Origin of the sequence: Williamsia deligens (genome assembly GCF_024171765.1) — a bacterium.
GTDB lineage: Bacteria > Actinomycetota > Actinomycetes > Mycobacteriales > Mycobacteriaceae > Williamsia_A > Williamsia_A deligens.
This window is the reverse complement of record NZ_JAMTCI010000001.1, coordinates 1,541,622-1,568,096: the sequence shown is the minus strand read 5'-3', so window position 1 is coordinate 1,568,096 and position 26,475 is coordinate 1,541,622. Positions and strand designations below refer to the sequence as shown.

Here is a 26,475-nt window from a genome sequence, read left to right as displayed (position 1 = left end):
TTCTCTCGGTTGACAGTGCAGGGTGTCTGGATAGTATCGGTCACACGGCCTGAAGCCCTCGGGTGCTCGTCGTACGACCGACGGCCGGAGGCCTCATGTCGCCGAATTCAAAGTCCGCCAACCTTTCTGGCGCCGATTCATATGGGACGCAGCCGCGCACGACCACCGATTCCGGTGCGCCGGCGCCGAGCGACCAACACTCGCTGACCGTCGGGGCAGGCGGCCCGATCGTCCTGCACGACCACTACCTCATCGAGCAGATGGCGCAGTTCAACCGGGAACGCATCCCCGAGCGCCAGCCGCACGCCAAGGGCAGTGGCGCTTTCGGTGTGTTCGAGACCACCGCGGACGTCACGGAGTTCACCGCCGCCGCAGTCTTCTCGCCCGGCGAGAAGACGGAGGTCCTGTCCCGGTTCTCCACGGTGGCCGGCGAGCGGGGAAGCCCCGACACCTGGCGGGACCCCCGCGGTTTCGCGCTGAAGTTCTACACCCGCGAGGGCAACTACGACATGGTCGGCAACAACACGCCGATCTTCTTCATCAAGGACCCGATGAAGTTCCAGCACTTCATCCGGTCGCAGAAACGCCGGGCGGACAACAACCTTCGCGATCACGACATGCAGTGGGACTTCTGGACACTGTCGCCGGAGTCCGCGCACCAGGTCACCTGGCTCATGGGTGACCGCGGTATCCCCCGCACCTGGCGCCACATGAACGGCTACTCCTCGCACACCTATCTGTGGGTCAACGCCGAGGGCGTGAAGCACTGGGTGAAGTACCACTTCATCACCGACCAGGGCGTCGAGTGCTTCACTCAGGACGAGGCCGATCAGATGGCGTCGGCGGACACCGACTACCACACCCGTGACCTATTCGAGTCGATCGCTGCCGGGGACCACCCGTCGTGGACGCTCAAGGTGCAGCTGATGCCCTACGACGACGCTGCCGCCTACCGGTACAACCCGTTCGACCTGACCAAGGTGTGGCCGCACGCCGACTACCCGCTGCGGGAGGTCGGGCGACTCACCCTGAACCGCAACCCCTCCGACCACCACACCGAGATCGAGCAGGCCGCGTTCGAGCCGAACAGCCTCGTGCCCGGGATCGGTCTCAGCCCCGACCGGATGTTGCTGGCGCGGTCGTTCGCCTACTCCGACGCACACCGCTACCGGATCGGCGCCAATTACAAACAGGTCCCGGTCAACGCGCCCACCGTCCCGGCGCACAGCTACTCAAAGGACGGCGCGATGCGGGTGACGCCCGTGAGCGATCCCGTCTACGCCCCGAACTCGAAGGGCGGTGCACACTCCGACCCGCCGGCGACACTCGACCCCGGCTGGGCCGCCGACGGTGCCATCGTCCGCAGCGCGTACGTCGATCACCCCGAGGACGACGACTTCGGCCAGGCCGGGGCGTTGATCCGGGACGTGATGGACTCCTCGGCCCGGGAGCGGCTGGTCGACAACGTCGTCGGCCACCTGCTCAACGGGGTCTCCGCGCCGGTGCTCGAGCGTGCGCTCGAGTACTGGCGACGGATCGACCCGAGCGTCGGCGACGCCATCGCCGAGGGTGTCGCGGAGAAGTCCGACATGGACGACCCGAAGGCCGACCAGCAGGACAACCCCGCACGCGCCGAGATGCGCGCCCGCGTGTGAGCCGCATCCAGGCGGTCCTGTTCGACATCGACGGGACGCTGGTGGACTCCGTGTACGACCACGTCGTCGCATGGTGGGAGTCGTTCGCCGCGCAGGGACTGTCGGTGCCGCACACCGAGATCCACCGTCGGATCGGCAAGGACGGTGGCCTGCTCGTCGGTGAGCTGATGGAGATCGCCGGGGCGGATCGCGCGGACGACTCCCTGTCGTCGGCGCTGTCGTCCGGACACGACGACCGCTACGGCGACCGCGTCGATCAGCTGACCGTCCTGCCGGGTGCGCGGGAGCTCGTGCGCGCCACGAAGGACCACGGCATGACGGTGGTGCTGGCGACGTCCGCGCCCGATCACGAACTGCAGGCGCTGCGCAAGCTCCTCGACGTCGACGATCTCGTCGACGCGGTGACCTCCTCGGAGGACGTCGAGACGGCGAAGCCCGACGGGACCGTCGTGGACATCGCGCTCGGCCGGGCGCGGGTCTCCGCGTCCGCGGCGGTCATGATGGGCGACGCCACCTGGGACTTCCTCGCGGCCACACCCCTCGGTGTCGGGGGGATCGGGGTGTGTTCGGGCGGGATCGGTTCCGCGGAGCTGATCGCGGCGGGTGCGAGCGAGACCTACCGCGATCCGGCCGACGTCCTCGCGAACTGCCCGCTGTATGCGTGAGACCGCGATGACACGGGTCCGGGCGCCGATCCGGCGCGTGGTCGTCGTCGTCCCCGTGCACGACGAGGAACGGGAACTGCCGGGGGCGCTGGACGCGCTCGCGGCGGCGTCCGCCGAGGCCGGCGTCCCGGTCGACGTGACCGTGGTCCTCGATGCCTGTTCCGACGGGTCGCACGCCGTGCCGGGTCCCGGCGTGCGCGTGGTGACCGTGGATCTCCGCACCGTCGGTGGTGCGCGTCGGGCGGGCTTCGCCGGGCAACCGACCGACGGTGACGTGTGGTTCGCCACGACGGATGCGGACTCCCGCGTACCCCTCGACTGGCTCCGTCGTCAGGTCGACCTCGCGAACGCCGGCGCCGACGTCGTCGCGGGCACCGTCGTCGCCCGCGACTGGGAGGGGTGGCGCAGCGACGCCGGGCAGGTCTTCGACGCCGAGTACCGCGTACAGCGGCACCCGGGCGGACACGGGCACGTCCACGGCGCCAATCTCGGGGTGAGAGCGTCGGCCTATGCCGCGATCGGTGGTTTCCCGCAGGTCGCGCACGACGAGGACGTCCACGTCGTCGACGCCCTGCTCGCCGCCGGCCACACCGTCTGCTGGGGGACCGAGACACCCGTCGCCACGTCCACGCGTCGACACGGTCGCGCTCCGGCCGGTTTCGCCGATGCCCTCGTCGACCTCATGGACCCCCCGGAAGACGCCCGGCCTGCAGCGCCCGGTGTGACACCGCAGATCGCCGGGTCCTCGTGATCGCGTGGGTGGCCGACGTCTCGGCAGTGCAGAAGCGGGACGCGGTGACCCGCGCGCGACAGGCGGTCGCGGGGGTGAGCCTGCCCGCGCCGGGGTCCGGGCGCACCCAGGAGCGTCTCGACGCGCTCGCCGCCCTGGCCCGCGACGACATCCCGGTCGGCCGGCTCGTCGAGGCCCACGTGGACGCGACGCAGATCCTGCAGGACCTGGACGGAGCCGCCCCGGGACCCGACGAGCTGTGGGGTGTCTGGGCGGCCGAGGCGAGCGGGGTCCGTCTCCGGGCCCGCCGCAGCGGCGGGCGTTGGCATCTGTCGGGCGTGAAGCCGTGGTGTTCGGGTGCGGTGGGGTGCACCCATGCCCTCGTCACCGCGTGGGAGGGCGACGGCGAGGCCGGACCGACCCGCGCGATGTTCGCCGTCGACCTGCGTCGCAGCGGTGTCGCGGTCGTCGACGACCGGGACTGGCACGCCGCCGGGATGGCGGCCACCCGGACCCATGCGGTCCGCTTCGATGACGTCGTCGCTCGACGGGTCGCCAGTGGATCGGACTACCTCGACCGTCCCGGCTTCTGGCACGGTGCGATCGGTGTCGCGGCGTGCTGGTTCGGGGGCGCGCAGCGAGTCGCCGACCGTGTACACCGAGGACACCGCGACGACGCCCTCTCCCGGTCGCACCTCGGCGCCGTGGACACCGCGATCTGGACGGGACGTGCGGTCCTGCGGGAGGCCGCGGCCGTCGTCGACCGTCACCCGCACGATCTGGCCGTCGCGCGCGTTACCGCCCTCCGGACCCGTGCGGCCGTCGAGGCTGTCGCCGACACCGTCCTCGACCGTGCCGGACGGGCACTCGGGCCCGGACCGATGGTCGGCGACGCTGCCCACGCCGCGGCCGTCGCCGACCTGACCGTCTACATCCGGCAGTCGCACGCCGACCACGATCTCGCCGCCCTCGGCGATCTCGTTGCCACCGCCGCCCTCGGCGACCTCGTCGCGACGTCCGACGGCCTCAAGGACGAGGTCGTCGCACCGTGACGGACCCGACGCCTGCGTTCAACGGGTCTGATCCGGGCGTCGCCCCGGCCGCCCGGTGGCGCGAATGGATCGCAGAGCACCCGTTCACCGAGCTCGACGCCGACCATCCGGCCCGCACGCCGGCGGTGAAGATGCTGGTGGTGGCCGCACATCCGGACGACGAGGTGCTCGGTGCCGGTGGGCTGATGGCCCAGACCGTGCGCGACGGCGGCCGCGTCACCGTCCTGTGTCTGTCGGACGGCGGTGCCTCCCACCCCGGCTCCCCGACCCACACACCGGATGAACTCGCGGAGCGTCGTCGGCGGGAACTCGTCCTCGCCCTCGACGAGCTCGGTGTCGAGCACGTGCAGCACCGCACGTTCCCCGACGGTGGTCTGGCCGGCCACGCGGAGGACCTCGTGGTCGAGATCGAGGCCGCCATCAGCACGTTCGGCGGGCACGACGTCGTCGTCGGCGTGTGGCGGGGAGACCGTCACCCGGACCACGCGGCGGTCGGCTGGGCTGCGGCGACGGCATCGGCGGCGTCGGGCAGCGTCTATCTCGAGTACCCGGTGTGGATGTGGCACTGGGCGAGGCCCGGCGACGTGTCCGTCCCGTGGGAACGCAGCCGGGTGCTGTCGTTGCCGCCGGACGTCGTCGCGGCGAAACGTCGTGCGGTCGAGCAGTTCACGAGTCAGATCGCCGACCTGTCCGATCACCCGGCCGATCGCGCGGTCCTCCCGCCGGCGGTGCTCGACCGGTTGGTCACCGACACCGAACTGTTCTTCACGTGACCCGGGTGGTGACGTGACCGACCCGGGCTACTTCGACGCGATGTACGGCGCGGGCCCGGACCCGTGGGGCTTCGAGCAGCACTGGTACGAGAAGCGCAAACGCGACCTCACGGTCGCCGCACTCCCTCGGGCCCGGTACGCCGACGCCCTCGAACTCGGGTCGTCGACCGGGGTCCTCAGCGAAGTCCTTCTCGACCGGTGCGAGCGGCTGACGTGCGTGGAACTGCATCCCCGCGGTGTGGAGACCGCCCGCCGTCGTCTCGCCGCCGCGGCCGATCGCGTCCGGCTCGAGGTGGGCGACATCGTGACCTGGAGACCGAGCCGACACCACGACCTCGTCGTCGTCAGCGAGGTGCTGTACTACCTCGCGGACGAGGACCTCGACAGCGTCATGACGTGGTTGGCCGACTGCAGCCGGGCGGGCGCGACCCTGGTCGCCGTGCACTTCCGACACCCGGTCCCCGAGCACGTCCGCAGCGGCGACGACGTCCACGAGCATCTGCGGCGCCACCTCGGTGCACCCATGGCCCGCTATCGCGACGACGACGTCGTCCTCGACGTCTTCCCGGCGCCCGGCGAGCGGTCGGTGGCGGTGTCGGACGGACTCGCCCCCGACCGGTGAGTCAGTCGCGGGACAGGACGTAGAGCGCCGCCGCCCCGGCCCCGGCGAACATCGCGACGACGGCCCCGGCGATGACCAGGGATCCCAGCATCGGCAGGGCGACGATGAACAGGCATGTCACGAGCGCGAGCAGGAGTACGGTCGCGACGACGCCGCGGTATCCGGTGGTCGGCCGGCCCATGAGCGGACGGTGCTGCAATCCGCTGCCGTAGTTGTCCATGAGGTCCACCGTGTCAGCCGGGCATCGCGGACCGGTCACCCGTGAGGTAACGACAGGGACACGGAGTCGTCTCGGCGCGGTCACGGCGCACGTTACCCCCGCGTGATCTCCACGTCGTTATGGTTGCGATCAGTCGCCGGGTGTGGGCGTCACGCCGCTGCGTCCCTAGCGTAGGGGACATGGCTTTCACAGCACCAGGACTGACCGAGGAGAGCGCGGCCGGCGTCGTCGCCACCCTGCAGGAGCGCCTCAGCGCCTTCAACGACCTCCATCTGACGCTCAAGCACATCCACTGGAACGTCGTCGGGACGAACTTCATCGGCGTTCACGAGATGATCGATCCCCAGGTGGAGCTGGTTCGCGGGTACGCCGACACCCTCGCGGAGCGCATCGCCACCCTCGGGGCGTCGCCGAAGGGCACCGCCAAGGCGATCGAGGAAGACCGCAGCTGGGACGACTACAGCCTCGGCCGCGACACCGTGCAGGCGCACCTCGGCGCGCTCGACCTTGTCTATGTCGGTGTCATCAGCTCGCACCGCGACGCGATCGAGACCACCGGCAAGCTCGACCCGGTCACCGAGGACATCCTCATCGGCCAGACCGCCGAGCTCGAGAAGTTCCACTGGTTCGTGCGTGCGCACCTCGAGAGCTACACCGGAGAACTCTCCAACGCAGGCGCGACGAGCGAGAAGGACGCGGCCGACAAGGCACGCTGACCAGCTCGCTCCACGCCATCGGCTCCGCTGTTGCGGACAGTCCGAGGCGACAACCCCATAGTCGTACGCTCTCTCCTGCCCGGGAGGCGTCGCCCGCGTGGGCGGTTCGGATCACTCCGGACCGCCCACGCTTTTTGTGACATCGACGAGAACGGTTGTCGCCGTGGCGGGTTCGATGACGGTTCGGTGAACCCGTTGGCGGACAGCAGGTGTCGCCCGGTTGTCCACAGTCGCCTGTGGAATGTGTGGATAAACGCCTGCGTACGGCGGTCAGAGGGCGGGGACGAGGAATTCCACGGCGCGGGAGCGGATGTCGATTGTGACCGGGGTCACCCCCAGGATCTCGCCGTCGGCCGAGACCGGCAACGGGTCGGCGGACCGGACCGAGACCGAGCGGCTCCTGCGCGTGTGCACTCCCCGGTGGCGGACGTGGGTGCCGCGATAGATGGTCGGGAACAGGCGGAGCAGGCGTGACCGTGACGTGTGGGCGACGACGGTCACGTCGAGCAGACCGTCGTCGATCTGCGCGTCCGGGCAGACGCGCATCCCTCCGCCGTAGGTGGGGGTGTTCCCCACGGCGACCATGACGGCGTCGAGGCGGAGCACCTCGTCGTCGACGGTGACCTCGACCGGATGCGGTCGCAGCCGGGCGATCTCCGCGACGGCCGCCAGCGGGTACCGCGCCTGCCCCCGTGGCCATCGCATCGCGACGGCGCGTTCGGTGACGGCGGCGTCGAGCCCGATGGCGGCGACGGTGCCGAACACCATCGATTCCGATCCGGCCTGCAGGGCGGCGAGGTCGACCGCACGGGTGTGACCAGCGGCGATGATGTCGGCCGCGGCGTCGGGATCGCCGACGGGGACGGCGAGTGCACGAGCGTGGTCGTTGCCGGTCCCGGCCGGGATGACACCGACCGGCATGGAGGTGCCGCATGCCGACGCCAGCGCCCCCGCGATGGTCCCGTCGCCCCCGATGACCACAAGGGCGTCGGCGTCGCCGGCGACCGCCTCCGCGGCGACCCGTCGTGCGTCGAGTGCGTCCGTCCCCGACCGGACGTCGACCCCGATCCCCCGGGCGCGCAGCGCGGTGATCGCGGCGTCGGCGGCACCCGTGGCCGAGCCGTGGCGGGAGTGCGGGTTGACCAGGGCGACGACCTCGCGGATGGTGCGCGGGGCGCGGGCGGCGGGGCTCACGGGATGAGCTTGCCGGGATTCATCACGCCGGAGGGGTCCAGCGCGTTCTTGACCGCCCGCAGGATCTCCACGCCCAGGTCGCCGATCTCGGCGTCGAGGTGGTCACGGTGGTCGGTGCCGACCGCGTGGTGATGGGTGATCGTGGCGCCGTGGGCGACGATCGCCCGCGACGCGGCCTCCTTCGCCTGCATCCACTGTGCGACGGGGTCGCGGTCGGCGAGGCGGTAGACGACCGTGAAGTAGAGCGACGCCGCGGTCGGATAGGTGTGCGAGATGTGGCAGAGCACGAGGGCGGGACTGCCCGGACGATCGGGGGTGTCGGTCCCGAGGGTGTTGCTCAGTGCGTCGGCGACGGCGGTGCGGAGGGCCTCGATCCCCGACCAGGTCGTCGCCGTCTCGAGCGTCTCGCATCCGACCCCGATCGCCAGCAGGGCATCGCGCAGGTACGGGGCGTCGAACCGGCCGTGGGCCCAGGTGTCCGCCGGGTCGGACCCGAGGTCGACTCCTCCCGCGTCGGAGAGGATCGCCGCGATCCGCCGACGGCGGTCGAGGCAGTCGTCCTCCTCACCCTCGAAGCGCGTGATGACGAGACAGCCGCCCGGCGCGTCGGCGGCGTCGGCCCCGATCGCCCCGGGTGCGGCGAGGTTGACCGCGGTCTCGGCCTCGTCGGACATCCGCAGCACCGTGGGACGGGCGTCGGACCGCGCGGCGGCCCGCACCGCTGCGGCACCGGTGGCGAAGTCGGGGAAGCGCCACGCCTGCGACGCCGCCGTCGGCGGCACCGGATGGACCCGCACCGCCACCTCGGTGATCACACCGAACGTCCCCTCGGAGCCGAGGACCACCTGGCGGAGGTCGGGGCCGGCGGCGGAGTGCTCGACGGGACGCAGCCGCAGCACACCGCGCGGGGTCGCCAGCGTCAGACCCACGACCATCTCGTCGAAGCGTCCGTACCCGGCCGACGCCTGACCCGACGAGCGCGTCGCGGCGAACCCGCCGATGGTCGCGAACCGGAAGCTCTGCGGGAAGTGTCCCAGCGACAGCCCGTGCTGCCCGAGGAGTTCCTCGGCCCGCGGGCCGGTCACCCCGGCACCGAGCACGGCGATCCGCGACAGGTCGTCCACCTCCGCCAGGCCGTCGAGCCGACGCAGGTCGAGGCTGATCACGGCACGGTGGTCACCGGCGATCGGGGTGAGACCACCGGTGACGGCGGTGCCGCCGCCGTAGGTGACCACCGCGATGTCGGCGTCCGCGCACCATGCGAGCACCGCGGCGACCTCCTCGGTCGACCCGGGCAGGACCACGGCGTCGGGCGCCGCCTGGATGTGCGCCCGCCGGCGCAGCAGGTCGGGGGTGCTGCGGCCGGCCGCTCGCAGGAGTCGGTCCGTGCCCCCGACCGACACGTGTCCGTCCCCCACCCTCTCGACGAGTCCGGCGATGTCGTCGTCGGTCAGTCGGGTGGGCGCCACCTCCACGTCGGTCAGCGACCGCCGCGGCGTCGGTGTCCCGCTCACACCGAGGGCACCACGGATCAGGGCCAGCACCGACTCCGACAGCACCGTCTCGCGGTCGGGGTCCCCCCAGCCGTCCCAGCGCATGGGGGGTGCGGGCAGCGATGCGGGGGACACCGGTGACGTCATGCGTTACAGTTTTACACAACATGTCAACCAGTAATGATGTGCTCGACGCGGCCCGGCGTTGCCTGATGCGCAGCGAGGGCCGCAAGATCACGCTCGCCGAGGTGGCGCGGGAGGCGGGCGTCAGTCGCCCCACCGTCTACCGGCACTGGCCGGAGATCTCCGCCGTCATCCGCGACCTCCTCACCCGCGAACTGACGGCGCTCAGCGCCGGACACCTCGCCGACATCGACGAGGCACTCGAGCGCGGCGAGGGCGTCCTCTCCTCGATCGTCTCCGCCGTGGTCGACGTCGCCGACGCGGTGACCGCCGACCGGCTCTTCGGACTCCTCGCCCGGCGGCAGCCGGACCTGCTCACGCCCTACGTGTTCGAGCGGTTCGGTGCCACCCAACAGATGGCGCTCGACAGCCTCGGCACCCGGATCGCCCGCGCCCAGGCCCTCGGCGCGGTGCGCGCCGGCGAGCCGGAGCGGGTCGCCGCGATGCTCGTCCTGGTGGCGCAGTCGGCGATCACGGGACGCGCGGCGGTCGCTGCCCTCCTCGGCGACGACTGGACCCCGGAACTGGCCCGTATGGTGCGTGGGTACCTCGCCCCCGACCCGGCCGACGACGTACCCGATGGCAGGACGGTGGCGGAGCGATGACGACCCGACGGACCGATTTCGTCGGGGACCTGAGTCCCCGACGGCGTGAGGCCGACCGCGCCCGCGTGGCCGCGCAGCGCGCACCCTGGGACGTCCTCGTCGTCGGCGGCGGGGTGACCGGTGTCGGCGTCGCCCTCGACGCGGCGTCCCGCGGACTCTCCGTGCTCCTGGTGGAGGCCCACGACCTCGCCTTCGGCACCTCCCGCTGGAGCAGCAAACTCGTCCACGGCGGGCTGCGCTACCTGGCGTCCGGGCGGGTGGGGATCGCCTGGGAGAGCGCGGTCGAGCGCAATCACCTGATGACGACCATCGCGCCCCATCTGGTGTCGCCGCTGACCCAGGCCATCCCGATCCGCCGGTCGGTGCCGGGTGGGCCGTCGGGTGTGCGTGGCCGTCTCGACGCGGCGACGTCGTCGGCGATGGTGCACTCCGGACTCGTCCTCGGCGACCTGCTCCGGCGGGGTGCGCGGACCCCGCGCGAGGTGCTCGCACCCCCGCGGAGGATCCATGCCGACGACCTCCGCCGCCTGTGTCCCGCGGTGTCCGCCGACGGACTGGTCGGTGCGTGGACCTCGCAGGACGGGCAACTCGTCGACGACGCCCGGCTGGTGGTGGCGATCGCGCGCACCGCCGCAGCACACGGGGCCACCATCGTCACGCGGATGCGCGCAGAGCAGGTGACCGGCCGTGGCGCCCGCCTGGTCGACACGACCACCGGCGACACCGTCGACGTCGCGGCCCGCGCGGTCGTCAACGCCACCGGGGTGTGGGCGGACACCGTCGACGCCTCGATCGCCGTACGGCCCAGTCGGGGTGCACATCTCGTCGTCGACGCCGCACGTCTGGGCAACCCCACCGCGGCTCTCACGGTGCCGGTCGCGGGGTCGCGCAGTCGGTTCGTCTTCGCCATCCCCGCGCAGCTCGGTCGGGTCCACATCGGCCTCACCGACACCGATGCCCCCGGCCCGGTCCCCGACGTACCCCAGGCCACCGACGACGACGTCGACTTCATCCTCGACACGCTCAACGTCGCTCTGGCGCAACCTCTCTCCCGCAACGACGTCATCGGCACGTTCGCCGGACTGCGCCCACTCCTGGAGTCCGACGGCGAGACCGCGGACGTGTCGCGTGAGCACTCGGTGAGCCGCAACGACGACGGTGTCATCACCGTCGTCGGCGGGAAGCTGACCACCTACCGGCGGATGGCGAGCGACGCCCTCGACGCCGCGATCGCCCACAGCGGTCTCGACGCCCACCCCTGCGTCACCGCGTCCATCCCCCTCATCGGCGCGCAGGGCACGCGCAACCGGCGCCTGCCCGCGTCACTGCTGGCGCGTCACGGTGGTGAGGCGGACCGAGTCGTCGCGATGTCCACCGTCGGAGCTCCCCTGGCGCCCATCGCGCCGGGCGTCGACGTCACCCGCGCCGAGATCGAGTTCGCCGTGATCGCCGAGGGCGCAGTCGATGCCGACGACATCCTGCACCGACGCACGCGGATCGGTCTCGTCGACGCCGACACGGCACGGGCGCGTCCGGCCGTCGTCCACATCCTCGATCAGATCGGTGCGGCGCACTCGGCCTGACCGATCCCCCGGACCGGTCCGCGAGTCGGCCTATCGTGGGGCGATGAGCACCGCCGTGTCCCCGCAGTCCGAGGTCGACGCCGACGAGTTCGCCGCGATCCTCGCCGCGACCGACGAGTTCGTCCGCACGCGGGTCATCCCGCGGGAGCAGGAGATCGCCGACGCCGGGGCCATCCCCGACGACCTCCGCACGGCCTGCAAGGAGTTGGGCCTCTTCGGCTTCGCCATCCCGCAGCGCTGGGGCGGGCTCGGCATCGACCTCACCCAGGAGGTCCGGCTCGCCCACGTCCTCGGGTACACGAGCCTCGCGCTGCGCTCGATGTTCGGGACCAACAACGGGATCGCCGGGCAGGTGCTGGTGCAGTTCGGCACCGACGAGCAGAAGGAGACCTGGCTCGAGCGGATCGCGTCGGGGGACGTCGTCGCCTCCTTCGCCCTCACCGAGCCGGGTGCAGGGTCCGATCCGGCGGGTCTCCGCACGAAGGCCGTGGCGGACGGCGACGACTGGGTGCTCTCTGGCGAGAAGCGCTACATCACCAACGCACCCGTCGCCGACCTGTTCGTGGTGTTCGCGCGCTACCGCCCCGCCGGTGACGACGGACCCGGTATCGCCGTGTTCCTTGTCCCCGCCGACGCCGACGGGGTCACGGTCGGGCCGTCGGACTCCAAGATGGGGCAGGACGGATCACTCACCGCCACGGTCTATCTCGATCAGGTCCGCGTGCCGGCGGCGGCTCTCGTGGGCGGCGATCCGGCCGTCGGATACCGCGCGGCCATGACGATCCTGGCGCGGGGACGCATCCACATCGCGGCGATCGCGGTGGGCCAGGCGCAGCGGGCTCTCGACGAGTCGGTCGACTGGGCCGCGGTCACCACGCAGGGCGACACACCGATCGGCAGATTCCAACTCGTGCAGGCGATGCTGGCCGACATGGCGACCGAGGTGATGGCGGGCCGGGCGATCGTCGCGGAGGCGGCGAGGCAGTGGGTGGACGAGACCGACAGACGGCTCGCCCCGTCCATGGCGAAGTTGTTCTGTACCGAGATGCTGGGTCGTGTTGCGGACACGGCCGTCCAGGTCCACGGCGGTGCCGGCTACATGCGTGGTGTGGCGGTGGAGCGGATCTTCCGGGACGCGCGTCTGCTGCGTCTGTACGAGGGGACCAGTGAGATCCAACGGTTGATCATCGGTGGAGGGCTGGTGAAGCAGGCCACCCGGCGTCTGGGCTGAACCGGACGGCGCTGCTCACGGGCCCCGCTACCTGCGGACGCGCTTGACGATGAAGAGCAGGATCACCGCGCCGAGCAGTGCGGTGAGGAACGTGAAGAACCAACCGCCACTGGCGGTGTCGAAGGCGAAGCTCAACAGGAACCCGCCGAGGAAGGCGCCGATGACGCCGACGACGATGTTGAGGCCGATGCCCATCTGCTTGTCGGTGCCCATGATCTTGCTGGCGATCCATCCGGCGAGCCCGCCGATGATGATGTAGCCGATGACGCCGACACTCGTGGTGGTCGTGGACCGTTCCGCCAGGATCTCGACGGCTGCTGCGGTGGTGCTCATGGTGACTCCTCGCATCGGTTCCGATATGTCCGGAAACAACGCTACGTCTCACCACCCCATGCTGAGTAGCTCCCTGGCGAGATCGTCGAGATGCGTGTCCTCGACGTCGAGGTGCGGACTGATGCGCAGCACCGATCGCTCACCGGCGAGGGGCGCGCGCCACGCATCGCCGCACGTGACCAGGATGCCGCGGGACCGCAACGCCTCCCGGGCCGCGGCGACGTCGCTGTCCTGCCAGCCGGGCGGCGGGGCGAGGGTGGTGATGGCGGAGGGTTCGTCGACCGGCTCGACCACCTCCCAGCTGCCGACGCCGTCGAGGCGGGTGCGGGTGTACTCCCCGATGGCGGCGAGCTCCCGTCGCACGCGCTCCAGCCCGTAGCTCTGCAGTTCCTGCACCGCCGTACCGAAACCGATGCGGCCGGCGATGAACGCCTCCGAGCTCTCGATCTCCACCGGGTGCAGGGAATCGTCACGGACGGAGATGAACCCGACGCCGCGGGGACCGGCGAGCCACTTGCGGCTGGTGCCGTAGACGATGTCGGCCCCGGTCGCGCAGTCCACCTGACCGATGGCCTGCGCCGCGTCGACCACCACGGCCACGCCCGCCCGGTGGGCGAGTTCGACGATCTTCGCCGCCGGTTGCACGATCCCGCTGTGCGAACCGATGTGGCACACGTGGATGAAGTCGGGCTGCTCGAACTGCAGCATGTTCTCCAGCGCGTCGGTGTTGACCCGCCCGGTGCCGTCCGTGGACGGCATGGCGTGCACGGAGTACCCGCGACGTTCGAACTGGTCGAGGTTCGGCCCGTACTCCGTCGGACACACCCAGACCGTCGCCGAGAGCGGCATGTTCCAGTAGGTCAGCAGGGCGCGCAGGGCGGACAGCGCGCTCTCGCGGAACGCGATCCCCCCGGGCTGGTGACCGATCATCGCGGCGAGGTCGCGGCGGGCGCGGTCGAGGCGTTCGGAGGTCTGCTCGGCGGCGACGTATGCGCCACGGGCGGACTCACGCCACAGGTGCGCGGTGACCTCGGCGATGACCGCGTCCGACGATCGTGACGCCGCGGCCGAGTCGAGATGGACGATGTCGGGTGCGACGCGCGAACGGTGCCACAGCTCGCCCAACTCGCTGATGTACATGCCACCGGCCTTCCGCTCACGACGCGGTTGTCACCGTACCGCCGACCCGCGCACAGCCGTCCGGCGCACGAGGGGAACCGGATCGCCGGCCACCGCGTCCAATCGGTGTGGACCCCTCACACCTCGACCCGACCGCGTCCCCCGCCGGTTCCGATCCGTCCGGTCACGATCCGGTCGGCCTCGTCTACTCCTTCGGCACCGGGGACGGTTCCCTGCACACCTGGACGTCCCCGGCCGACCGCGACCTGTCGGGAGACGCCGTCCCGGACGCCGTCACGCTCGACTTCGACGGCGACGGCCGTCGGGACGACGTCCTGTGGGACAGCGACGGCGACGGCCGCGCCGATCTCGTCGGGGTCGATGTCGACGGCGCCGGGGGTGCCCACTGGTTCTCCGACACCGGCCGCGGACTGTGGGATCACCGCGTGCACGACATCTCCCCCGCCGCGCATCCGGCCGCACCCGCCGTGGCTCCACCCACATCCGCGGCGTCGCCGCCCGCACCACCCGCCCCGCAGCCGGAGGCATCACACGGGTCGGGGCGCACCCCGGCGGGCGTGGGACTGGTGTTCGCCGTGGGGGCGGACACCGCGCCGGTACGCGTCCTGGTCGATCTCGACGGCGACGACCGGGCGGACGCCGCTGTGGTGGACGTGGACGGCGACGGCGTGGCAGACCGCTGGATCCTGCGTGGCGAGGGCGATTTCGCCGACGGCAGCGGCCGCGAGGATCAGCGACTCACGTCGGGAGACGGTCCACGGGCCGAGAAGGGGTGACCACCCCGCCCGCGCCTGTGGCGTCACGGGGATGCACGAGACCGACGACGACGATCCCGAGCGCGTAGAGGATCGCGCCGACGACGGGCAGCATCGGCGACTGCCCGTCGGTGGCGACGGTCAGTGCGGCGACGGTGACCGCTCCGACATAGGCGACGTTGAACACCGCGTCCTGCACCGAGAACACCTGCCCGCGGACCGCGTCGTCGGTGTCGAGCTGCATCGCCGCGTCGCCGCACAGCTTCGCCATCTGACCAATCAGGCCCAGGACGAGTGCCGCGACGCAGATGACGACGGTGTCGAACGACACCAGGGACACCTCGGCGACGATCCCCAGGGCGAGGGCGACGACGAGCGTGCGCCGGCGCCCGATCCGGGCGATCGACACCGGCGTCACCACCGCCGCGGCGACCAACCCCACCGCCGTCAGTGTGGCGACCAGACCGATGCCGGCGAGGCCGTCGGACGACGAGGAGGACGAGGACGACGACCCCGAGTGCCGGGCCAACACGAGCAGCAAGAGGGTGTTCAGACCGAACACGAGGCGATGGGCGCCGATCGCACCCAGGGCGGCCGACACCGTCGGGGCGCGCAGGACGGCCCGCGCACCGTGCGCGAACCCGACGGCCACGGCGCGGACCACACTGCCCTGTGGATGCTGCGGGGACACATGGGCGCCGTCGGTGTCGGGATGGTCGGGTCCGAGGGACAGACGCCCGAACCCCACCGCTGTCGCGGCGGCGACCAACGCCAGCGCAGCAGCCGAGATCGTCGTCGCCGCACTGCCCGTGTTGTCGGAACCGAAGATCGCCCGCAGGCCCAGCGCGAGTCCCGCACCCACCGCGAGTGCCCCCGAACCGATGGTGGTGAAGACGGCGTTGGTGGTGACGAGGCGTTCGCGGATCGCGACATGCGGCAGTGCCGCGGACAGACCCGACGCGACGAACCGGCTCGCGCCGGTGACCGCCAGTGCCGTCGTCAGCACGAGGTAGTCGGGCACACCGCCGAAGATGGTGGCCGCGGCGAGACAGATCATCAGCCCACGCAGGACGTTCGCCCAGATCAGCACGGTGCGGCGGTCCCAGCGGTCGAGCAGCGCACCGGCGAACGGCCCGATCACCGAGTACGGGAGCAGCAGTACGGCGAGCCCGCCCGCGACGGCCAACGGGTCGGCGTGGCGTTCCGGGTTGAACAGGATCGCGCCACCGAGTGCCGCCTGGAACAGCCCGTCCGTGACCTGGCTGGCGATGCGCACCGCGAGGAGCCGCCCGGCGAAGGGGCGCTCACACAGTGCACGAACGGCTTTCACCCCTGAGAGCGTACGGACGAAACCGCGGTCGCGACCTGTGAAGACGGTGACGTCGTCAGGTCTCCGACTCCCCACCCGCATCGGTGCTGCGTGCCACAATGGGGCGGTGGCGTCGCCCCAGGATCCCGAGCACCAGGGCCCCGATCCGGGGGGCCCGGATCCGCACGGCCCCGACGACATCGTCTCGGCGAACCGCATCCGCGCCGGCAGCATCCTGATCGCCTCGACCACCCTCGTCGAGCCCACGTTCCGACGGTCGGTCATCTACATCGTGGAACACAACGACGCCGGCAGCCTGGGTGTCGTCATCAACCGGATGACCCAGACGGCCATCCACAATCTGCTGCCGCGCTGGACGGACCTGGCCGCGGCGCCCCGGGCGGTGTTCATCGGCGGCCCCGTGAAGCAGGACGCCGCACTGTGCCTGGGTGTCGTCAAACGCGGTGTCGACACCCACGACGTCCACGGCCTGCGCCCGGTGGACGGTCGTGTTGTCCTCGTCGACCTCGACGCGGAGCCCGAGGAACTCGCCGACGTCCTCGACGGTGTGCGGATCTTCGCCGGCTACTCCGGGTGGGGTATCGGCCAACTCGACGACGAGTTGCGCCGCGACTCCTGGCTCGTCGGGTCCGCCCTCCCCGGCGATCTGCTCGCCTCCGCGCAGACCGACGTCTTCGCGTCCGTCCTGCGTCGTCAGCCGTGGCCACTGCCCCTGCTCGCGACGCATCCGATCGACGTCGATCGCAACTGAGCGCGCCGCGGAACGCCCCGCGAACGTCCCGAGGAACGCCGAGACGGGAATGGCTGTGCCACCGTGGGGACATGCACACCTTTGACATCGAGGTGGTGTCGTTGCTGGTGTCCCCGCGACACGCCTACTTCGGGCGACCGAAGGACGGTGCCGCGGCCGACGTCGTGACCGACACCCCGACCACGGTGGAGATCGTCGCCGACAAGGGGATCCGCGGCGACCGCTTCTTCGGGGTCCGCGCCCACACCGAGGCCGCGGTCACGTTCCTCGCCCTGGAGGCCTGGGAGGCGGCTGCCGGTGACGCCGATCCCGATCTCGCCCGACGCAACGTGATGACGCGGGGGCTGGAACTCGATCCGCTGCGTGGGCAGGAGTTCACCCTGGACACCGGCGACGGGCCGATCCGGTTCCGCGGCGGACGTCCCGCGCATCCCTGCTCGTGGATGGACACGATGGCCGGGGACGGGACCCGCAAGGCGCTCATCGGCCGGGGTGGCCTGCGCGCACAACCGCTGTCGTCCGGGGTGTTGGTCGTCGGCCCCGGTGTGGTCGCCTGCGACGTCGAACTCGACCCCGCCCGTGCCGCCGATCAGGTGCGCCGGGCGCAACCGATCTGAATCGTGCCGATGGCGGGGGCGCTGCACTCGTCCTCCACCGCGATGACGAGCCGGGCATGGTCGTCGAAGTGGATCACTTTGTCGCCGAACACCTGTCGACGATCGCTCCCCCGCCCCGCGACGACCACGGTGTCCCCGCGGCGCAGGCCGGACACCGCCGTGCGCAGTGCGCTGTCGCGATCGGGGACCTCCAGCACCTGCACGTGCCCGGCCGCCTCGGCGCCCGCGCGGACCTCGGCACGGATGGCCGCCGGGTCCTCGGTCCCCGGACTCTCGTCGGTGACGACCACCAGGTCCGCCCACGCCGCGGCGGTGGCCCCGATGGGACGTCGCTTGGCCGGGTCCCGATCGCCGGTCGCCCCGATGACGACGACCAGCCGACCGGGAGTGCGGGATCGCAGGAACGGCAGGGTGGCCAGCTGACCCGCGACGTTGTGCATGTAGTCGACCAGGGCGGTGAACGGCTGGCCCACCGACACCGGTTCGCAGCGACCGGAGATCGTGCGCAACGCCGAGATCCCCTCGGCCGCCGCATCGACGGGGAGGTCGTCCGCGGTGAGGACCGCGACGGCCGCGACCGCGTCGGCCACCTGGTGTGGACCCAGGACCTGCAGACGGATCTCGGCCTCTCCCCCCGCCGTGTGCACGGTGAACCGGTGACCGCGATGGTCGGCGTCCGCGTCGGGGGCGCGCACCTCCGATGCGTACACGTCGGCACCGGGGTCGGTGACGGAGTGGGTGACCACGGGCACGCGGACAGCGCGTGCGAGCCTGCGGCCGTGGTCGTCGTCGACCGAGACGACGGCCCGCTCGGTGCGGTCCTGCGCGAACAACGACGCCTTGGCGCGGAAGTACGCCTCCATCGTCCCGTGGAAGTCGAGGTGCTCCGGGGAGAGGTTGGTCAGCGTCATCGACGCGAACGCGACACCGTCCACCCGGCGGTGCACGGCGGCGTGCGACGACACCTCCAGCGCGACGGAGTCGCACCCGGTGCGGGCGAAGTGCGCGAGGGTCCGGTGGACGACTGCCGCCTCGGGCGTGGTGCGCACAGGGGTGGTGGTGATCCCGGGCCCGGTGATCTCGACGCCGGACAGCAGACCCGGGCGCCCATCGGCGCCCAGGAGGCCGGCGTGCACCATCGCCGCGGTACTCGACTTGCCGTTGGTGCCGGTGACCCCGTGCACCCGCATCTCCCGCGACGGGTGACCGTGGAACCACGCGGCGAGGGGTCCGGCGACGGCACGAGGATCGTCGACGACGACGGTCGGCAGGTGCGCGGCGGCGCGGTCACTGACGACGAGTGCGACCCCCGCCCGCCGCGCGTCGTCCTCGAAGTCCAGGCCGTGGCGGTGAGTGCCGGGAAACGCCATGTACACGTCGCCGGGCCCCAGGGTCCGCGAGTCGTCGACCACGTCCCGGAGGGGTCGCCGGCGCTCGATCGGTCCGCCGGTGATCGCGGTACCGAGGAACGCGGCGACGTCTGCGGGGGTCGGCATCGCATGCCGCATACCCGAGCGCCTCGACGACGAAACCGGGCAGAGTGGGGGCCATGCCGTCGACACCCGAGCACACCGACCTCGACTTCTGGTTCGACCCGGTCTGCCCCTTCGCATGGATGACCAGCAAGTGGGTCCGGATCGTGGCCCGGCAGCGCGACTACACCGTCGGCTGGCGGTTCATCTCGCTGCGGCAGCTCAACGCCGGTGTCGACTACGCGAGCCACTTCCCGCCCGAGTACGAGGCGCAGCACACCGCCGGGCTCAAGCTGTTGCGTGTCGCGTCGAGCATCCGCGACCGCGAGGGTGACGACGCCGTCGGACACTTCTACGGGGCGCTCGGCACCGCGATCTTCGACGGTGAGGAGGCGCCGCACGATGCCGACGGTCAGGCGCATCGCGGCACCGCGGAGTTCGTGGCGCCGGTCCTCGCCGGGCTCGGCCTCCCCGCCGACCACGTCGATGCACTCGACGACGACGGGCGGGACGCGGTGATCCAGGACGAGACCGATCACGCGCTGTCACTGACGGGCAAGGACGTCGGCACGCCGATCCTGCAGTTCTCCCCGCCGACCGGCGTCGCGTTCTTCGGGCCCGTGATCAGTCGCCTGCCCGACGAGGTGGACGCGCTCGAGCTGTGGGACCACGTGATCGGGTTGGCGAGCTTCCCCGGGTTCGCGGAGATGAAGCGGTCCCTGCGGGAGCGTCCTCAGCTGCGCGCGTTCGGGGTGGACCCCGGCGCCGAGGGTGTCACCGAGGACTGGCATGCGGGGAGCCGTCGGCAGAAGAAGTAGCCGGCTCCTCCCGCGACAACCGCGCCGCGTACCACGCGCACATCATCAGTTGGATCTGGTGGAAGATGAGCAGCGGCAGCACGATCAGGCCGATCTGCTGATCCGCGAACAGCACGGCGGCCATCGGCAGACCCGTCGCGAGGCTTTTCTTGGTGCCACAGAACTGGATCGCGACGACGTCGGCCCGGGAGAAGCGGAACCGTCGTCCCACCTGCCCTGTGAGAGCGAGCATCGCGGCGACGAGCGCGATCGACCCGACGATGACGACGACGATCTGCCACCACTGCACGATCGACCAGATGTGCTCGCGCACACCCTCGCTGAACGCGACGTAGACGACCAGGACGATCGAGCCCCGGTCGACCAGTTTCGTCGGCCCGGCGTGACGTCCGAGGAACCCACCGACCAGTGGGCGGGCCAGCTGTCCGACGATGAACGGCACCAGGATCTGCAGGACGATCTGCAGGATCGACGACGCGTCGATGTGGACCCCGGACCCGCCGCCGCTGAGCAGCACGACGACCAGCAGCGGCGTGAGGATGACGCCGATCAGGTTCGACGCCGACGCGCTGACGATCGCGCCCGCCACGTTCCCCCGCGCGATCGACGTGAACGCGATCGACGACTGGACGGTGGACGGGAGCAGACAGAGGAAGAGGACGCCGACCGCCAGGTCGTGACCCAGAGCGGGTTCGGCGAGGGGGCGTAACGCGAGACCGATCAGCGGGAACAGGACGAACGTGAACGCCAGGATCGTCACGTGCAGCCGCCAGTGGATGAGGCCCTCCAGGGCCTCGCGGGGATGCATCCGAGCGCCGTACAGGAAGAACAGCAGGGCGATCGCCGCGACCACGACCCACGACATGACGTCGGCGAACGCCCCTCGGGCGGGGAGGACCGACGCGACGACGACCGCCGCGAGGATCGCGAGGATGAACCCGTCGACGTGGAGCCGGCGCAGCATCAGACGGCGGAGTCGGCGGTCCCGCAGGCTCCGGCCAACACACAACTGCCGCATCCGCCGGTGCCGCAGGACGACCCCTCGTCCACCTCGGGCACCCGGGCTGCCGCACGCAAACCGAAGGACGCGGCGGCGCCGACAACGAGCAGCGCCGCGACCAGGGCGATCGCGGAGAACACGACCCCGATCACCGATCCCCCGGCGAGCCCGAACACGGCACCCAGGGCGGCGACGAGGCCGGCACCGAGGAAGCCCGGACCGGCGACCGCGTGGGCGGCGCGGAACGCATCGTCCGATCGCAGGGTCAGCGGGGTGCGGATGCCGACGACGCGGTTCCGGGGGAGGCGCCGGGTGATGCCCAGTGCACCGACGGTCACGACGGCGACGGCCAGGACGGCGTCGAGCGCTCCGAGGACGAGGGCAGCAGTGGTCACCGACCCAGGATACGAGCTGTGTCGCCGCGGGCCGAACCGGAGGTCGGTGGGGCACCGGCCACGCTTTACGCTGGTCAGCGTGAGCACAGACGACACCGTCACGACCACCGGGCACCGCTACAGCGCTGCGCTCGCCGGTGACATCGAGGCCCGCTGGCAGCGGATCTGGACCGAGCGCGGCACCTTCGAGGCGCCCAATCCGGTCGGTCCGCTCGCGGGGGACATCGCGGGGACCTCGGACAAGCTGTTCGTGCAGGACATGTTCCCGTACCCGTCGGGGTCCGGTCTGCACGTCGGGCACCCGCTCGGGTTCATCGCCAGCGACGTCTACGCACGCTTCCACCGGATGGTCGGGGTCAACGTGCTGCACACGATGGGATTCGACGCCTTCGGCCTGCCCGCCGAGCAGTACGCCGTACAGACGGGCACGCATCCGCGGACCACCACCGAGGCGAACGTGGAGCGCTACCTCGGGCAGATCCGTCGACTTGGCCTCGGTCACGACGAGCGTCGCCGTGTGTCGACCACCGACGTCGACTTCTACAAGTGGACGCAGTGGATCTTCCTGCAGATCCACGGGGCCTGGTACGACGAGGACGCCGACAAGGCACGCCCCGTCGCCGACCTGATCGCCGAGTTCGAGGCGGGCACGCGCTCCCCCGCCGACGGATCGGTCTGGGCCGAGCTCGACGAGGCCGGCCGCGCCGCCGTCATCGACTCGTATCGCCTGGTCTACCAGTCCGATTCGATGGTCAACTGGTGCCCGGGTCTGGGCACGGTGCTGGCCAACGAGGAGGTCACGGCCGACGGTCGCAGTGACCGGGGGAACTTCCCCGTGTTCCGTAAGCGACTGCGGCAGTGGATGATGCGGATCACCGCCTACTCCGACCGACTGCTCGACGACCTCGAGGTGCTCGACTGGCCCGACAAGGTGAAGTCGATGCAGCAGAACTGGATCGGCCGGTCGCGCGGCGCGCGGGTGTCGTTCTCAGTCCCGGGGACCGACTCCCCCATCGAGGTCTTCACGACCCGGCCCGACACCCTCTTCGGAGCCACCTACATGGTGCTCGCCCCCGAGCACGACCTCGTCGACGTGATCACCGCCGACACCTGGCCCGCCGACGTCGACTCGCGGTGGACCGGCGGCGCCGACTCCCCTGCCCGCGCTGTCGCCGACTACCGGGCGTCGATCGCCGCGAAGTCGGACCTGGAGCGTCAGGAGAACAAGGAGAAGACCGGCGTCTTCACCGGCGCGTTCGCGGTCAATCCCATGAACGGGCAGCACGTCCCGGTGTTCATCGCAGATTACGTCCTCATCGGGTACGGCACCGGCGCCATCATGGCGGTCCCCGCGCACGACACCCGCGACCACGAGTTCGCGACGGCGTTCGGGTTGCCCATCGTCGAGGTCATCGGATCCGACGAGGGTGTGGCCGAGGCGGCGTACATCGGTGACGGTCCCCTGGTGAACTCCGACTTCCTCGACGGCCTGCGCGTCGACGAGGCGAAAGCCGCGATCATCGAACGGCTCGAGGCCGACGGGACCGGCACGGGCACAGTGCAGTACAAGTTGCGCGACTGGCTGTTCGCGCGCCAGCGGTACTGGGGTGAGCCCTTCCCGATCGTCTACGACGACGCCGGCAACGCCCACCAGATCCCCGAGTCGCAGCTGCCCGTGGAGCTCCCGGAGGTCGATGACTTCGCGCCCGTCTCGTTCGATCCCGACGACGCCGACAGCGTGCCCTCTCCCCCGTTGGCCAAGGCGGCGGACTGGGTGAACGTCGAACTCGACCTCGGCGACGGCCTCCAGCACTACACCCGCGACACGAACGTCATGCCGCAGTGGGCGGGCAGCTCGTGGTATCAGCTGCGCTACATCGACCCGACCGACCAGGATCGCTTCTGCGAACCCGAGAACGAGCGCTACTGGATGGGTCCGCGGCCGGATCTGCACGGCGAGAACGACCCCGGTGGCCTCGACCTCTACATCGGCGGCGTCGAGCACGCGGTCCTGCACCTGCTGTACGCGCGGTTCTGGCACAAGGTCCTGTTCGACCTCGGTCATGTCTCGAGCATCGAGCCGTACCGGAAGCTGTACAACCAGGGCATGATCCAGGCGTTCGCCTACACCGACGCCCGCGGGATCTACGTCCCGGCCGAGGAGGTCGAGGAGCGCGACGGCGGGTACTTCCATCACGGGGAGCCCGTCCGCCGCGAGTACGGGAAGATGGGCAAGTCGCTCAAGAACTCGGTCACCCCCGACGACATCTGTCGCGACTACGGTGCCGACACGCTGCGCGTGTACGAGCTGTCGATGGGGCCGCTGGACCAGTCGCGTCCGTGGGCGACGAAGGATGTCGTCGGCGCGCAACGGTTCCTGCAGCGCGTGTGGCGTCTCACCGTCGACGAGGAGACCGGCGCGGTCCGACTGACCGACGAGGCGCCCGCCGAGGAGACGACGAAGACGTTGCACCGCACCATCGCCGGGGTGCGGGAGGACTATGCGGCCCTGCGCTTCAACACCGCGGTGGCGAAGCTGATCGAGTACACCAACCACCTCACCAAGCGGTACCCGGACGGTGCCCCGCGTGACGCGGTGTCACCGCTGATCTCGATGGTCGCGCCGGTCGCACCGCACATCGCCGAGGAGCTGTGGTCGGCGCTCGGTCACCCGGAGTCGTTGGCGCACGGGCCGTTCCCGGTGGCGGAAGAGTCTCTGCTCGTCGAGGACACCATCGAGATCCCGGTGCAGGTGAAGGGCAAGGTGCGCAGCCGCATCACCGTGGGTGCCGAGGCGGACGAGGACACCGTGGTGTCCGCGGCGCTGGCCGACGAGAAGATCGCGGCCCTGCTCGACGGTGAGCCGCGCAAGGTGATCTTCGTGCCCGGCAAGATGGTCAACGTCGTCCCGTAGGGGCATCGGATGATCGAGCCGGGGAAGGTCGCGACCGCGTCGACGCCGCGGTTCGTGTTGATCCTGATCGGCGTCGGTGGGTTCCTCGACGCGTACACCTATCTCACCCGGGGCGGGGTGTTCGCGAACACACAGACCGGCAACGTCATCCTGCTGGCGACGTCGAGTGCGGCAGGGGAGTGGCATCGCGCCGTCGCCCACCTGTGGTCGATCCTCGCGTTCGTCGTCGGGGTGCTGGTAGCGACGATGCTGCGCACCTGGTGGCGCGACGCGACGAGTGCGGCGTTGCTGTTGTCGGTCACCCTGGCGCAGGCGGCGGTGCTGGGTCTCGTGGCCGCGGTCCCGGCGTCGTGGCCGAATGTGGTTGTCACCGTGCCGATCGCGTTCGTCGCCGCGATGCAGATGGAGTTGTTCCGGAGCATCGGCGGGTTGCCGATCATCACGATCGCCACCACCGGCAACCTGATGCGTTTCGTCGAATCCCTACACGCCGCGCTCACGCAGCGCGACGGCGAGAGTCGGCGACGGTGCGCGCTCTACAGCGCGGTGGTGGCGGCCTTCGCCGGGGGAGCGGTGGTGGGGGCGATCATCTCGCGATGGCTGGGTACTCCGGCGGTGGCGGTCTGCGCGGTGGCCATGGTCGTCGTGGCGCTCATGGTCGTCTACGACGCCCGCCAGATCGACGCCGACGCAGCGGAACCCGAGGACTGATCCTCACTTCGCGGGCAGGGTCAGGACGTAGGAGGCCGCGCGGTCGACCCAGTCGCCGAGGACGTCGTCGTCGACGAGGCCCGGTGGGTCGATGCGCAGCCATCCGCGAGCGGGTCTGCCGGACATGATCATCGGGCCGACGTGGTCCCGCGCCATCAGTGCGTCGGCCTCGTCGGGATCAACGCGGACCATGAGCCCCTGCTGCCTGCTCAGGATGACGACGGCCATGTGACCGTCGACGAGGAACGCGAGTCCGCCGAACATCCGCTTCTCGGTGAGATGCGGCTCGGTCTCCATCGCGTCGCGGATGCGGTCGGCGAGTGCCTCGTCGTACGCCATGGCCCGCGACGCAGTTCTCAGTGGGTCGCGATCGCGGCCGGGTCGGATTCGACGTGGCGGTGCGACAGTTCACGCAGCGCCCGGAACACCCGGCGGGACGACTCGGCCCACGGCATCAGGATCGGGAACACGTGGAACATCCCGACCTCCTCCATCGAGTACACCGTCACCCCGGCCTCGGACAGCGCCTGCGCGAACGCGCGGATGCCGTCGCGGAACATCTCGTCGGCGCCCCAACAGACGAAGGTCGGAGGGAACCACGCCGGGTCGGGCTTGGCGTAGATGGCGGTGACCCGGCCGTCGTTCGGCTGCACGCCCTGCAGGTACGGGCTGACCGGCACGTTCCACGGGAGGATGTCGAGCTGGGCGTTCGCCGTGATCGACGGATGGTTGAGGTCGAGGTCGACCTCCGGCGAGAACAGCATCACCGCAGCAGGTTTGGTCAGGTCGTGGTCGTGCAGGTAGGACACCAGCGAGGTCGCGAGCCCACCGCCACCGGAATCGCCGGCGATGACGATGTGGTCCGCGTCGATGCCCCGCTCGAGCAGACCGCGGTAGGCGTCGGCGGCGTCGTGCACGCCGGCGGGGAACGGGAACTCGGGCGCCATCCGGTAGTCGGCGATGAAGACCTCGTACCCCGTGATGTTGACCAGCGATGCGGCGAACGCGGAGTACATGATCGGCGACGTGCCGATGTAGCCACCGCCGTGCAGGTACAGCAGCGTTGCGGTGATCGTCTCCTTGTCGGTGACGTTCTCGACGTACTCGTCGGTGCTCGCCTTCGCCCGGCACCAGATGCCCTCGACACCACCGACGGTGTCGTCGGTGATCTCGACGCTGTCGGTGAGGCTGATGAACGGCGGCATGACGACCCGGCAGATCTCGTCGAGGATCTTCTCCATCGACCGGAACTCGTCGATCGGCAGCGACATCGCGTAGCCCATGAACGACCGGATGGTCTGGCGGGTCACCGACTGCCCGATGTTGTCGAGGAGTCCGCCGGGTCCCTGCCAGAACCGCCGGAACGGGACGCGCGCGAGACCGTTCAGCATGCTCTCCGCGAGCCCGACCATCGCCAACGCGGTCACCGGGGCCGACGCTGTCTCGACCTCGGGACGATCCGCCATCACCATGGGCGCCATCTTAGATCCGGTTGATGGTGTGCTCCGTTCGGAGGA

The 26,475-nt window shown here is 70.8% G+C and carries 27 protein-coding genes; 16 read left to right on the top strand and 11 right to left on the bottom strand.

The window, feature by feature from the left end:
• The first annotated feature begins 95 nt into the window (after nt 1-95).
• From LX14_RS07650 to LX14_RS07625, 6 genes are read left to right on the top strand one after another with little or no spacing between them, the layout of a single operon-like run.
• Nucleotides 96-1,655 (top strand): catalase, encoded by a 1,560-nt coding sequence (locus tag LX14_RS07650; RefSeq protein WP_253646637.1) that lies wholly within the window; start codon nt 96-98, stop codon nt 1,653-1,655.
• Entirely contained in the window at nt 1,652-2,320 is a 669-nt protein-coding gene (locus LX14_RS07645; protein ID WP_253646636.1) for an HAD family hydrolase, read from the top strand. Before LX14_RS07650 ends, LX14_RS07645 begins: the two co-directional genes overlap by 4 nt.
• Complete coding sequence (locus LX14_RS07640) at nt 2,313-3,071, top strand: glycosyltransferase family 2 protein (RefSeq protein ID WP_253646635.1); 759 nt, start codon at nt 2,313-2,315, stop codon at nt 3,069-3,071. The genes LX14_RS07645 and LX14_RS07640 overlap by 8 nt, the downstream gene beginning before the upstream one ends.
• Before the next feature lie 8 nt (nt 3,072-3,079).
• Entirely contained in the window at nt 3,080-4,102 is a 1,023-nt protein-coding gene (locus LX14_RS07635) for an acyl-CoA dehydrogenase family protein (protein ID WP_253646634.1), read from the top strand.
• Nucleotides 4,099-4,875, top strand: a complete 777-nt coding sequence (locus LX14_RS07630; RefSeq protein ID WP_253646633.1) for a PIG-L deacetylase family protein — start codon at nt 4,099-4,101, stop codon at nt 4,873-4,875. Before LX14_RS07635 ends, LX14_RS07630 begins: the two co-directional genes overlap by 4 nt.
• A 13-nt stretch (nt 4,876-4,888) precedes the next feature.
• Nucleotides 4,889-5,497: an SAM-dependent methyltransferase gene (locus tag LX14_RS07625; protein ID WP_253646632.1), complete on the top strand. Its 609-nt coding sequence runs from the start codon at nt 4,889-4,891 to the stop codon at nt 5,495-5,497.
• Nucleotide 5,498: 1 nt separating this feature from the next.
• On the opposite strand, the gene LX14_RS07620 is transcribed toward LX14_RS07625, so the two are convergent.
• A complete protein-coding gene (locus LX14_RS07620; RefSeq protein WP_253646631.1) occupies nt 5,499-5,717 on the bottom strand; it encodes a hypothetical protein in 219 nt (72 codons plus the stop codon).
• A gap of 179 nt (nt 5,718-5,896) precedes the next feature.
• On the opposite strand from LX14_RS07620, the gene LX14_RS07615 reads away from it, so the two are divergent.
• The gene (locus LX14_RS07615) at nt 5,897-6,433 is read left to right on the top strand and encodes a Dps family protein (RefSeq protein WP_253646630.1); all 537 of its coding nucleotides are present in this window, start codon (nt 5,897-5,899) and stop codon (nt 6,431-6,433) included.
• Nucleotides 6,434-6,703: 270 nt separating this feature from the next.
• Here LX14_RS07615 and LX14_RS07610 read toward each other — a convergent pair whose 3' ends face one another.
• Both LX14_RS07610 and LX14_RS07605 read right to left on the bottom strand, forming a co-directional pair.
• Entirely contained in the window at nt 6,704-7,627 is a 924-nt protein-coding gene (locus LX14_RS07610) for a diacylglycerol kinase (RefSeq protein ID WP_253646629.1), read from the bottom strand.
• Nucleotides 7,624-9,267, bottom strand: a complete 1,644-nt coding sequence (locus LX14_RS07605) for an FAD-binding oxidoreductase (protein WP_253646628.1) — start codon at nt 9,265-9,267, stop codon at nt 7,624-7,626. The genes LX14_RS07610 and LX14_RS07605 overlap by 4 nt, the downstream gene beginning before the upstream one ends.
• A gap of 20 nt (nt 9,268-9,287) precedes the next feature.
• Here LX14_RS07605 and LX14_RS07600 point away from each other — a divergent pair, with 20 nt between their 5' ends.
• From LX14_RS07600 to LX14_RS07590, 3 genes are read left to right on the top strand one after another with little or no spacing between them, the layout of a single operon-like run.
• Nucleotides 9,288-9,908 (top strand): TetR/AcrR family transcriptional regulator, encoded by a 621-nt coding sequence (locus tag LX14_RS07600; protein WP_253646627.1) that lies wholly within the window; start codon nt 9,288-9,290, stop codon nt 9,906-9,908.
• Nucleotides 9,905-11,491 (top strand): glycerol-3-phosphate dehydrogenase/oxidase, encoded by a 1,587-nt coding sequence (locus LX14_RS07595; RefSeq protein ID WP_253646626.1) that lies wholly within the window; start codon nt 9,905-9,907, stop codon nt 11,489-11,491. The genes LX14_RS07600 and LX14_RS07595 overlap by 4 nt, the downstream gene beginning before the upstream one ends.
• 43 nt (nt 11,492-11,534) lie before the next feature.
• Nucleotides 11,535-12,722, top strand: coding sequence for an acyl-CoA dehydrogenase family protein (locus tag LX14_RS07590; RefSeq protein ID WP_253646625.1), 1,188 nt, complete (start codon nt 11,535-11,537; stop codon nt 12,720-12,722).
• Nucleotides 12,723-12,749: 27 nt separating this feature from the next.
• Here the strand turns inward: LX14_RS07590 and LX14_RS07585 are convergent, their stop codons facing one another.
• A complete protein-coding gene (locus LX14_RS07585) occupies nt 12,750-13,055 on the bottom strand; it encodes a GlsB/YeaQ/YmgE family stress response membrane protein (RefSeq protein WP_253646624.1) in 306 nt (101 codons plus the stop codon).
• A gap of 48 nt (nt 13,056-13,103) precedes the next feature.
• Nucleotides 13,104-14,195: an aminotransferase class V-fold PLP-dependent enzyme gene (locus LX14_RS07580; RefSeq protein WP_253646623.1), complete on the bottom strand. Its 1,092-nt coding sequence runs from the start codon at nt 14,193-14,195 to the stop codon at nt 13,104-13,106.
• A 107-nt stretch (nt 14,196-14,302) separates the two neighbouring features.
• Here LX14_RS07580 and LX14_RS07575 point away from each other — a divergent pair, with 107 nt between their 5' ends.
• Nucleotides 14,303-14,971: a hypothetical protein gene (locus LX14_RS07575; RefSeq protein WP_253646622.1), complete on the top strand. Its 669-nt coding sequence runs from the start codon at nt 14,303-14,305 to the stop codon at nt 14,969-14,971.
• Here the strand turns inward: LX14_RS07575 and LX14_RS07570 are convergent.
• The gene (locus LX14_RS07570; RefSeq protein WP_253646621.1) at nt 14,934-16,280 is read right to left on the bottom strand and encodes an MFS transporter; all 1,347 of its coding nucleotides are present in this window, start codon (nt 16,278-16,280) and stop codon (nt 14,934-14,936) included. The two genes, LX14_RS07575 and LX14_RS07570, sit on opposite strands and share 38 nt — an antisense overlap.
• 106 nt (nt 16,281-16,386) lie before the next feature.
• Between LX14_RS07570 and LX14_RS07565 the strand changes: the two genes are divergently transcribed.
• Nucleotides 16,387-17,031, top strand: a complete 645-nt coding sequence (locus tag LX14_RS07565) for a YqgE/AlgH family protein (protein ID WP_372505276.1) — start codon at nt 16,387-16,389, stop codon at nt 17,029-17,031.
• Between the two features lie 71 nt (nt 17,032-17,102).
• Complete coding sequence (locus tag LX14_RS07560; RefSeq protein ID WP_253646620.1) at nt 17,103-17,648, top strand: molybdenum cofactor biosysynthesis protein; 546 nt, start codon at nt 17,103-17,105, stop codon at nt 17,646-17,648.
• Here the strand turns inward: LX14_RS07560 and LX14_RS07555 are convergent.
• A complete protein-coding gene (locus tag LX14_RS07555) occupies nt 17,621-19,144 on the bottom strand; it encodes a Mur ligase family protein (protein WP_253646619.1) in 1,524 nt (507 codons plus the stop codon). The two genes, LX14_RS07560 and LX14_RS07555, sit on opposite strands and share 28 nt — an antisense overlap.
• Nucleotides 19,145-19,197: 53 nt before the next feature.
• Between LX14_RS07555 and LX14_RS07550 the strand changes: the two genes are divergently transcribed.
• Nucleotides 19,198-19,938 (top strand): mycothiol-dependent nitroreductase Rv2466c family protein, encoded by a 741-nt coding sequence (locus LX14_RS07550; RefSeq protein ID WP_253646618.1) that lies wholly within the window; start codon nt 19,198-19,200, stop codon nt 19,936-19,938.
• On the opposite strand, the gene LX14_RS07545 is transcribed toward LX14_RS07550, so the two are convergent.
• Both LX14_RS07545 and LX14_RS07540 read right to left on the bottom strand, forming a co-directional pair.
• On the bottom strand, nt 19,895-20,902 hold the full coding sequence (locus LX14_RS07545; protein ID WP_253646617.1) for a bile acid:sodium symporter family protein: 1,008 nt from the start codon (nt 20,900-20,902) through the stop codon (nt 19,895-19,897). The genes LX14_RS07550 and LX14_RS07545 overlap by 44 nt on opposite strands.
• Nucleotides 20,902-21,333, bottom strand: coding sequence for an SdpI family protein (locus LX14_RS07540; RefSeq protein WP_253646616.1), 432 nt, complete (start codon nt 21,331-21,333; stop codon nt 20,902-20,904). Before LX14_RS07540 ends, LX14_RS07545 begins: the two co-directional genes overlap by 1 nt.
• A 79-nt stretch (nt 21,334-21,412) precedes the next feature.
• Here LX14_RS07540 and leuS point away from each other — a divergent pair, with 79 nt between their 5' ends.
• Nucleotides 21,413-24,247 carry a leucine--tRNA ligase gene (leuS, locus tag LX14_RS07535; RefSeq protein WP_253646615.1) on the top strand — a complete coding sequence of 945 codons (2,835 nt, stop codon included), beginning with the start codon at nt 21,413-21,415 and terminating at the stop codon, nt 24,245-24,247.
• 9 nt (nt 24,248-24,256) lie between these two features.
• Nucleotides 24,257-24,958, top strand: a complete 702-nt coding sequence (locus tag LX14_RS07530; protein WP_253646614.1) for a YoaK family protein — start codon at nt 24,257-24,259, stop codon at nt 24,956-24,958.
• Nucleotides 24,959-24,961: 3 nt separating this feature from the next.
• On the opposite strand, the gene LX14_RS07525 is transcribed toward LX14_RS07530, so the two are convergent.
• Together LX14_RS07525 and LX14_RS07520 are read right to left on the bottom strand one after the other, a co-directional pair.
• Nucleotides 24,962-25,297, bottom strand: a complete 336-nt coding sequence (locus LX14_RS07525; protein ID WP_253646613.1) for a TfoX/Sxy family protein — start codon at nt 25,295-25,297, stop codon at nt 24,962-24,964.
• A 17-nt stretch (nt 25,298-25,314) separates the two neighbouring features.
• Nucleotides 25,315-26,430: an alpha/beta hydrolase gene (locus LX14_RS07520; protein ID WP_253646612.1), complete on the bottom strand. Its 1,116-nt coding sequence runs from the start codon at nt 26,428-26,430 to the stop codon at nt 25,315-25,317.
• Nucleotides 26,431-26,475 lie beyond the last annotated feature (45 nt).

Excerpts from the sequence above, each read along its gene's own strand:
- LX14_RS07595 (WP_253646626.1), top strand. The coding sequence starts at position 9,905 with ATGACGACCCGACGGACCGATTTCGTCGGGGACCTGAGTCCCCGACGG.
- LX14_RS07590 (WP_253646625.1), top strand. The coding sequence starts at position 11,535 with ATGAGCACCGCCGTGTCCCCGCAGTCCGAGGTCGACGCCGACGAGTTC.
- LX14_RS07620 (WP_253646631.1), bottom strand. The coding sequence starts at position 5,717 with ATGGACAACTACGGCAGCGGATTGCAGCACCGTCCGCTCATGGGCCGG.
- LX14_RS07585 (WP_253646624.1), bottom strand. The coding sequence starts at position 13,055 with ATGAGCACCACCGCAGCAGCCGTCGAGATCCTGGCGGAACGGTCCACG.
- LX14_RS07545 (WP_253646617.1), bottom strand. The coding sequence starts at position 20,902 with ATGCTGCGCCGGCTCCACGTCGACGGGTTCATCCTCGCGATCCTCGCG.
- LX14_RS07615 (WP_253646630.1), top strand. The coding sequence starts at position 5,897 with ATGGCTTTCACAGCACCAGGACTGACCGAGGAGAGCGCGGCCGGCGTC.
- LX14_RS07530 (WP_253646614.1), top strand. The coding sequence starts at position 24,257 with ATGATCGAGCCGGGGAAGGTCGCGACCGCGTCGACGCCGCGGTTCGTG.
- LX14_RS07550 (WP_253646618.1), top strand. The coding sequence starts at position 19,198 with ATGCCGTCGACACCCGAGCACACCGACCTCGACTTCTGGTTCGACCCG.
- LX14_RS07560 (WP_253646620.1), top strand. The coding sequence starts at position 17,103 with ATGCACACCTTTGACATCGAGGTGGTGTCGTTGCTGGTGTCCCCGCGA.
- LX14_RS07555 (WP_253646619.1), bottom strand. The coding sequence starts at position 19,144 with ATGCCGACCCCCGCAGACGTCGCCGCGTTCCTCGGTACCGCGATCACC.
- LX14_RS07650 (WP_253646637.1), top strand. The coding sequence starts at position 96 with ATGTCGCCGAATTCAAAGTCCGCCAACCTTTCTGGCGCCGATTCATAT.
- LX14_RS07600 (WP_253646627.1), top strand. The coding sequence starts at position 9,288 with ATGTCAACCAGTAATGATGTGCTCGACGCGGCCCGGCGTTGCCTGATG.
- LX14_RS07640 (WP_253646635.1), top strand. The coding sequence starts at position 2,313 with ATGCGTGAGACCGCGATGACACGGGTCCGGGCGCCGATCCGGCGCGTG.
- LX14_RS07605 (WP_253646628.1), bottom strand. The coding sequence starts at position 9,267 with ATGACGTCACCGGTGTCCCCCGCATCGCTGCCCGCACCCCCCATGCGC.
- LX14_RS07525 (WP_253646613.1), bottom strand. The coding sequence starts at position 25,297 with ATGGCGTACGACGAGGCACTCGCCGACCGCATCCGCGACGCGATGGAG.
- LX14_RS07580 (WP_253646623.1), bottom strand. The coding sequence starts at position 14,195 with ATGTACATCAGCGAGTTGGGCGAGCTGTGGCACCGTTCGCGCGTCGCA.
- LX14_RS07520 (WP_253646612.1), bottom strand. The coding sequence starts at position 26,430 with ATGGTGATGGCGGATCGTCCCGAGGTCGAGACAGCGTCGGCCCCGGTG.